Source organism: Pedobacter sp. CFBP9032 (assembly GCF_034045265.1).
Classification (GTDB): domain Bacteria; phylum Bacteroidota; class Bacteroidia; order Sphingobacteriales; family Sphingobacteriaceae; genus Pedobacter.
Genome location: NZ_JAXCWE010000026.1, coordinates 1 through 5,915, shown reverse-complemented (window position 1 = coordinate 5,915; position 5,915 = coordinate 1). Strand labels below are relative to the sequence as shown.

Annotated in this window: 9 protein-coding genes; all 9 read right to left on the bottom strand. The window is 31.4% G+C overall.

What is annotated here, in order from left to right; all coding sequences use genetic code 11:
- Positions 1–754 precede the first annotated feature (754 nt).
- Entirely contained in the window at positions 755–1,186 is a 432-nt protein-coding gene (locus tag SOM16_RS22970) for a hypothetical protein (RefSeq protein ID WP_320466341.1), read from the bottom strand.
- Positions 1,187–1,207: 21 nt separating this feature from the next.
- Positions 1,208–1,528, bottom strand: a complete 321-nt coding sequence (locus SOM16_RS22965) for a hypothetical protein (protein ID WP_320466340.1) — start codon at positions 1,526–1,528, stop codon at positions 1,208–1,210.
- A 106-nt stretch (positions 1,529–1,634) separates the two neighbouring features.
- Positions 1,635–2,282, bottom strand: coding sequence for a hypothetical protein (locus tag SOM16_RS22960; RefSeq protein WP_320466339.1), 648 nt, complete (start codon positions 2,280–2,282; stop codon positions 1,635–1,637).
- Positions 2,283–2,474: 192 nt separating this feature from the next.
- Positions 2,475–2,843 (bottom strand): hypothetical protein, encoded by a 369-nt coding sequence (locus SOM16_RS22955; RefSeq protein ID WP_320466338.1) that lies wholly within the window; start codon positions 2,841–2,843, stop codon positions 2,475–2,477.
- A 7-nt stretch (positions 2,844–2,850) separates the two neighbouring features.
- Positions 2,851–3,270, bottom strand: coding sequence for a hypothetical protein (locus tag SOM16_RS22950; protein ID WP_320466337.1), 420 nt, complete (start codon positions 3,268–3,270; stop codon positions 2,851–2,853).
- Positions 3,271–3,274: 4 nt separating this feature from the next.
- The gene (locus SOM16_RS22945; protein WP_320466336.1) at positions 3,275–4,381 is read right to left on the bottom strand and encodes a hypothetical protein; all 1,107 of its coding nucleotides are present in this window, start codon (positions 4,379–4,381) and stop codon (positions 3,275–3,277) included.
- Positions 4,378–4,539, bottom strand: coding sequence for a hypothetical protein (locus tag SOM16_RS22940; protein ID WP_320466335.1), 162 nt, complete (start codon positions 4,537–4,539; stop codon positions 4,378–4,380). Before SOM16_RS22940 ends, SOM16_RS22945 begins: the two co-directional genes overlap by 4 nt.
- A 39-nt stretch (positions 4,540–4,578) precedes the next feature.
- Positions 4,579–5,226: a hypothetical protein gene (locus SOM16_RS22935; protein WP_320466334.1), complete on the bottom strand. Its 648-nt coding sequence runs from the start codon at positions 5,224–5,226 to the stop codon at positions 4,579–4,581.
- A 370-nt stretch (positions 5,227–5,596) separates the two neighbouring features.
- Positions 5,597–5,915: hypothetical protein (locus SOM16_RS22930; protein WP_320466333.1), on the bottom strand; the 319-nt coding region annotated here is incomplete at its 5' end.

Here is a 5,915-nt window from a genome sequence, read left to right as displayed (position 1 = left end):
GTAGCAAACAAAACACCTTGATTTAAATAATCCAATATTTGTAGTTTTGAACTATTGAAAATGCCTTTTCTAAATTCTTTATAAGGCTGAGAAAATTTACTTCTATTACTATGTTCTTCAATTAATCCTATTATTTTCATAAACCTGATTAAAAATTGTCCAACCTGCATTATTTGATATTTTGTATGTACCGTCTTCGAAAACAGTTATTAACCCCATGCTGGTGCACGCGTGCCGCGTGTGCAACTATCAAAATATTGAACTTCAGAGCTCATTTTTATACTTGTTTCTTTTATTATTCTAAGACGTTCGCGCTATATTTTCGTTTACATTGCCTTTGGGATTTTGATCTAACATCCCCCATGCTGGCGCACGCGTGCCGCGTGTGCAACTATAAAATATCATAAATACCGAACTTTAGAGCTCATTTTGATACTTGTTTCTTTTATTATTCTAAGACGTTCGCGCTATATTTTCGTTTACATTGCCTTTGGGATTTTGATCTAACATCCCTTTATTACTTAAACCTTCTCTTAAAAACTTGATATTATCTTGTATAGATGGATATTTTAACCATGTTTCTTCATATAGTGGTAATTGCAAATGCTTTATTTATATAAGATTAAAACTACATATTATGCTGTATTAAAATGCTTACCTATAGCTTCGAAAAAAATTCTTTGTTCCTTAGGTTTTAATACAAATTGATTAATTGCATTTTCTAATATTCATCTAACTTCTTAAATCTATGGTACTATTTATCATTGTAAGTACCTCTTTTCTCAATATCCTCTATATCACTTAAACTAAAAACATGATCATAAATACTAATCAGATGCCTTGGGCATAAGCGCAAATAGGCTAAAGAAAAATCGTAGCTTAATTTTGAAGGAACGTTGTCTGTACCTGCTAATAAGTAATATGATTGTTCATCTTTTTTGAATGTTTTATCTTCAAAGACTTTCATACTCCACTCTGTCTCTGGAATATCTATTAAAAAGTACTCGTACTCATCTTCCTTATTTCCAAAATATCGTCGAACATCAATATCTTTTATAGCTCCATTACCTTTTTGAACAGAGTCATTTATTCCACAATAAAGGTGCGCATCTAATACAGCCAATATGATATTATTGAAAACCTTTCTTGATGAGTCTAATTTTTTAGATAAAATGTTAAGTCCCATTATTTAATAACTGCTTTTAATTCATTTAGAGAGTTTAATAAGTGTTGTTAAGTCTTCCACTATCTGTCTGGTATTGGCAATCTGATCTTCCTTAACATCATAAGTCGTCTCAATCACCCCTCCAAAAAGCTGCCTCTCGCTATTTACCTGTATGCCGCTAAAACGAACCTTAACATTTAGCTGCCCCAGCATGGGGATGGTTACATAACCCTTACCGCTGAAACTTCCGCCACCGGTTACTTTGGTCAGCTTTACCGGAAAACCACCAGCCCTAATTAAGTCGCCCTGGTTTAACGCCTGTATGGGTGTTCGATTGGTAATCGAAATCTCCAGACTGATCATCCCGCAGTTTACCGTAGCCGTATCTTTCGGGTTGCCGTTAAATTATCATTTCAAAGAACAAATGATTTTTAAAGAATGAGGAAACTTGTTTTTTAAACGATTTGACTTACATGTTTTCTAAATAACTTATCAAATCATCAATGGCTTTTGGTCCACTTATTTCTTCACCGTCGAATGGAACATATAATTCTTTATACTTATATTTTAGCAAATCAAAGTCAGGGTCATTACAAAGTTTCATCAAAATTAAAGATTGCATAAGTGTTCTTCTATCGTGATGCATGCCAAGCCCTTTATGCTCATAAAGTATAGCATTTTTTTTTCTAACATTGACTTTTTCAACATTTTTATTTTGCTCAAAAAAATCCATTCCTATACCTGTAATTAAGCCAATAATTTCACTTATAGCGATGTTTAGCTGTTCGTCGCTTGCTATTTCTATATAGTTAACTTTCGAATTAGACAACTCTTGGTAAGACATTATAATCGTTTCTGTTAGTGACATAAACTGGGGGTTCATGCAATCTGCCATAAATTTGTTTAAGATATCTTCTACTACATTTGTTCTGGTTCGTATATCGAACACTATTTGAAAAGATGTACAATAGTCCACTACACGAAAAAGTATTGCGTCATATCCATCATCTGTTTTTCTGATAATACGTTCTTTTGATTTAATAAATTTAAAACCATTTTCTTCAATTTCTTTAACAACACATTGTACTGTCAAATTAAATACATCTTTTTTCGTCATTTTGCCCAAATAGTCTTGATTGTATTTTTTGAATTAGGCCATCAACACTGTGTGATCTTAATATTTTTGAAATTACAATACTTTGGCCTTTTTCAATATTGGCTACCGGAAGACCGTCTACACTCCTAATTTCGATCTGTTTCCCGGCTTTCATAGCGTCTTATATTATTTTTTGATTTTTTCTCAGCAACTCTATTCTCCCTTACCTACTTCTCTACTAAATCTTTCAATCCATCCGTTATCAATGATTGGTTCAGCTTTTAGCATTTCACTTATTTCAACCAAATTAACTTGTTGTCCATCTTCCTCATAAATCAGTTTGAACTCATCATTCTCTTCGAAAATTTTCAAAAATTCGAATAGACAACCTCTAAGTAGTTCATTAGTGTAATTTTCGATTTCCCTTTTCTGTAGTGGGGTCATATTGCCGAAAAGATTTTTATAGCCCTCTGTCTCGGCTAAATCCTTAATATCATTTTTAATAAAATTATATTGATTATCAAAAACACTTTGAATCATTACTTTTCCGCATTCATCTAAAATGCTTTTCTCTGTTTTCATTTGTATATTATCCAATTTGGTTACAAATGATTTGACAATCAGATTTTATAATTTGATAAATTTCATCAAGATAAAAACTGAAATCAGTAATATTAGTATCGGATATTTTTTTCCTCCTAATTGAAATTAACATCATAATTTCTTGCTTTGATGGCATAAAATGGAATAGACATCCTTCACCTCCTTTTTTATTAAAAATGATAATACCAGTTATCTTGTTTGTTTCAAATCTAATTTTCAACATCTTTTTTATCGCATTAAGATTGTTGACTTCACCAATTTCCCATTCAAAATCGTCATTGATTAGAAATGAAATTTTCTCAGAATCATCTACATATTGCCAACCCAACTTTTCTAAAACACTTAATACATTTAATATGTCTAAATCTTCATTGTAAGAAATTTCAATACTTGCTTGAACACTCATATTTTTATTTTAAAGTTTCATAATATTTTATACCCTTTAATTCTAAACATGATTTTACATTTTGTGGAATTGGGGTATTTGAAAACAACTCATAATCTACACCATTTTCTCTAGCGATTCGCAATCTGTCTCCCATATCAGATTTAAATTTAGCTAAACCAGATTCTGATGATGCCTGTTTTGTCCAGTAATTCCCAGATTTAGCCTCTACCCATTTACTTCCTTTACTATATGCTACATCAAAATCTCTACCACCTTTCATAAATCCTATTTCACCACTCGGTAAATTTTTAACTAAGAATTGCTCATAATCTTTTCCAATTAATCCCTTAGCACCTACTAATTCTAATAAATTATCAACAACTCCTTTACCTAATAACCGTTCTCCAATATCATCATAAATTCCCTTATTCCTTGTTGCCCAATACTCTAATATTTCTGCACTACTTGTTGCTGCTTTTCCTTCACCTGCACCGATTAATAAGGTTGCAATATTAGATATGAGCTTGCCATGTTCGTAGCGCTGTGCATTACTGGATCCATTTAATTTTATAATATATTTAACAAGCTGTTTAGTTATGGTATTTAAAGCTTTCTCAATCTTATCTTGATTGTTAATAATATCATAAAGGTTGTTTATGGTTTTGGCTGTTTCGTTTCTAATCTCTTCATAGCCCTGGCATTCTTTTATAGTGGCTAATTTATTTGGTATCCTAATCTCATCCAACCAAGCACTAAAGCCACTGTCGTTTTTTGCTTTTTTTAGTTGAGCATTTAATTTCTCTACTGTTTTTTTGTCTATTTTAATTCCCTTACAATCGGCATATCCAACTGTAAAGGCATATCTAATTTCATCTATTTTTTCTCTTAAGTCATAGATGCTTTTGCCCTGCCCATAAATGCCATCAAAAACACCTGCAGAGTAAGGCTTATCCAAAAATGTATAGTAGTCTCTATATTCTGTTTGACAGTTTTTCCAAAAGCAATAAGGAATAATACCTTCATTATTATATGGCTTCCAGTTCTCATCTGAACATTTACTATAAAACTTGTAAATCTGATATAATCTGTAAGACAATTCATTGTACCTAACAACATTATATAATTTCATGAAAGAATCGAACTGTTTTCTTCCATTGCAACAGCATCTGCTTTCAAAGCCTCAGATGTTTTTGCCAAAACCTCTTTAAATGGCGTATTATCCTTAACACTTGCGCCACCTGCCGAATTTAAATAGGTAGGTAAGCTTTCATTCAGCTTTGTTACCATACATTTAGAACGCTACCACTTATTTCTTAACAACTAGACTTACATATTCTCTAAATATGTTATTAAATCATCAATTGCTTTTTTTCCTTTATCATCATGACCTTCCCAAGTCATATATAATTCTTTATACTTTAATTTCAACGCATCAAAATCAAGGTCGTTACAAAGTTTTAATAGTGCTAAAGATTGCATAATGTTTTGAGGTATGTAACAAACATAATTGTTAGGGATAAGTAATTGCTTTTTATTTACCTCATTAACAAGATTGATATCGTGATACTTTTCTAAAAAACTCAACCCCTTTGTTCCAATTAAAGTAATCAATTGACATATAGCATCATTTAACTCATCTTCATTTTTTATCTCGATATAATTATGCTGTGTATTGGATAGCATACGATATGAAGCACCTATCGTAGTGGTGTATCTTTTACCTTTTGGATTTACGAAATTTTCATCCAAGAACTGATTAACAATTTCCTCTACGGCATCTAATCGAATTGAAATTCCAAATTCTATTTGAAAAATAGGATAATAGTCGATTACAGTTATGTAAATTACATCAAAACCACTCTTATGCTGCCTTATTATGCGCTCGTTTGATTTTACATATTTAAATCCTTCCTTTTCTAAACCATCAGCTATTTGTATGCGGATTTTTTCTCTAATAATTGCTTTACTCATCATGGCCATATTGTTTTTATTGCATTTTTTCTAATCGTTCCATCAACACTATGTGAACGTAAGATTTTTTCAATTTTAATTGTTTGCCTGGCTCACCTCAAAGTTTACCCCAATTGGGTTGTATGTTTTGTTCAGCTGTGCGTAATGGCATTTTTATCTAGCAATATCCCATTAACGGGTACCAGTTACACCTTAACCGTTTTTGGTTGGTATGAGGGAATAAGCAGTTTACCCAAGCTCAGGTATTTGCCGTTGCCCAATGGATAAACCGCAAAAAGCTCCTGCGCATCATTTGCAGGACCACCAACTATTTTAATATTTCAAAGAACACCTCATTTTTAAAGAATGATGAAACTTTTTTTGACTAAAAAAATCAAATAATATTATTATTCTTTAAAAAAGAAATAGCTTTTTCAACATCAATTTTATTATTTACATTTTCTATTTCTTTTGTACTATCGACAAAATACTTAGGGATCTCAATATCATATTTTGTTAAATAATACACTAAATAATTTGGCCAGATCCATTTACCGTCCGTATAGTAAGCTATTCCTCCAATTATTGTTTTATCATTAGCTTCTAATGAACTGACTACTTGCATAGTGGTAGCAAACAAAACACCTTGATTTAAATAATCCAATATTTGTAGTTTTGAACTATTGAAAATGCCTTTTCTAAATTCTTTATAA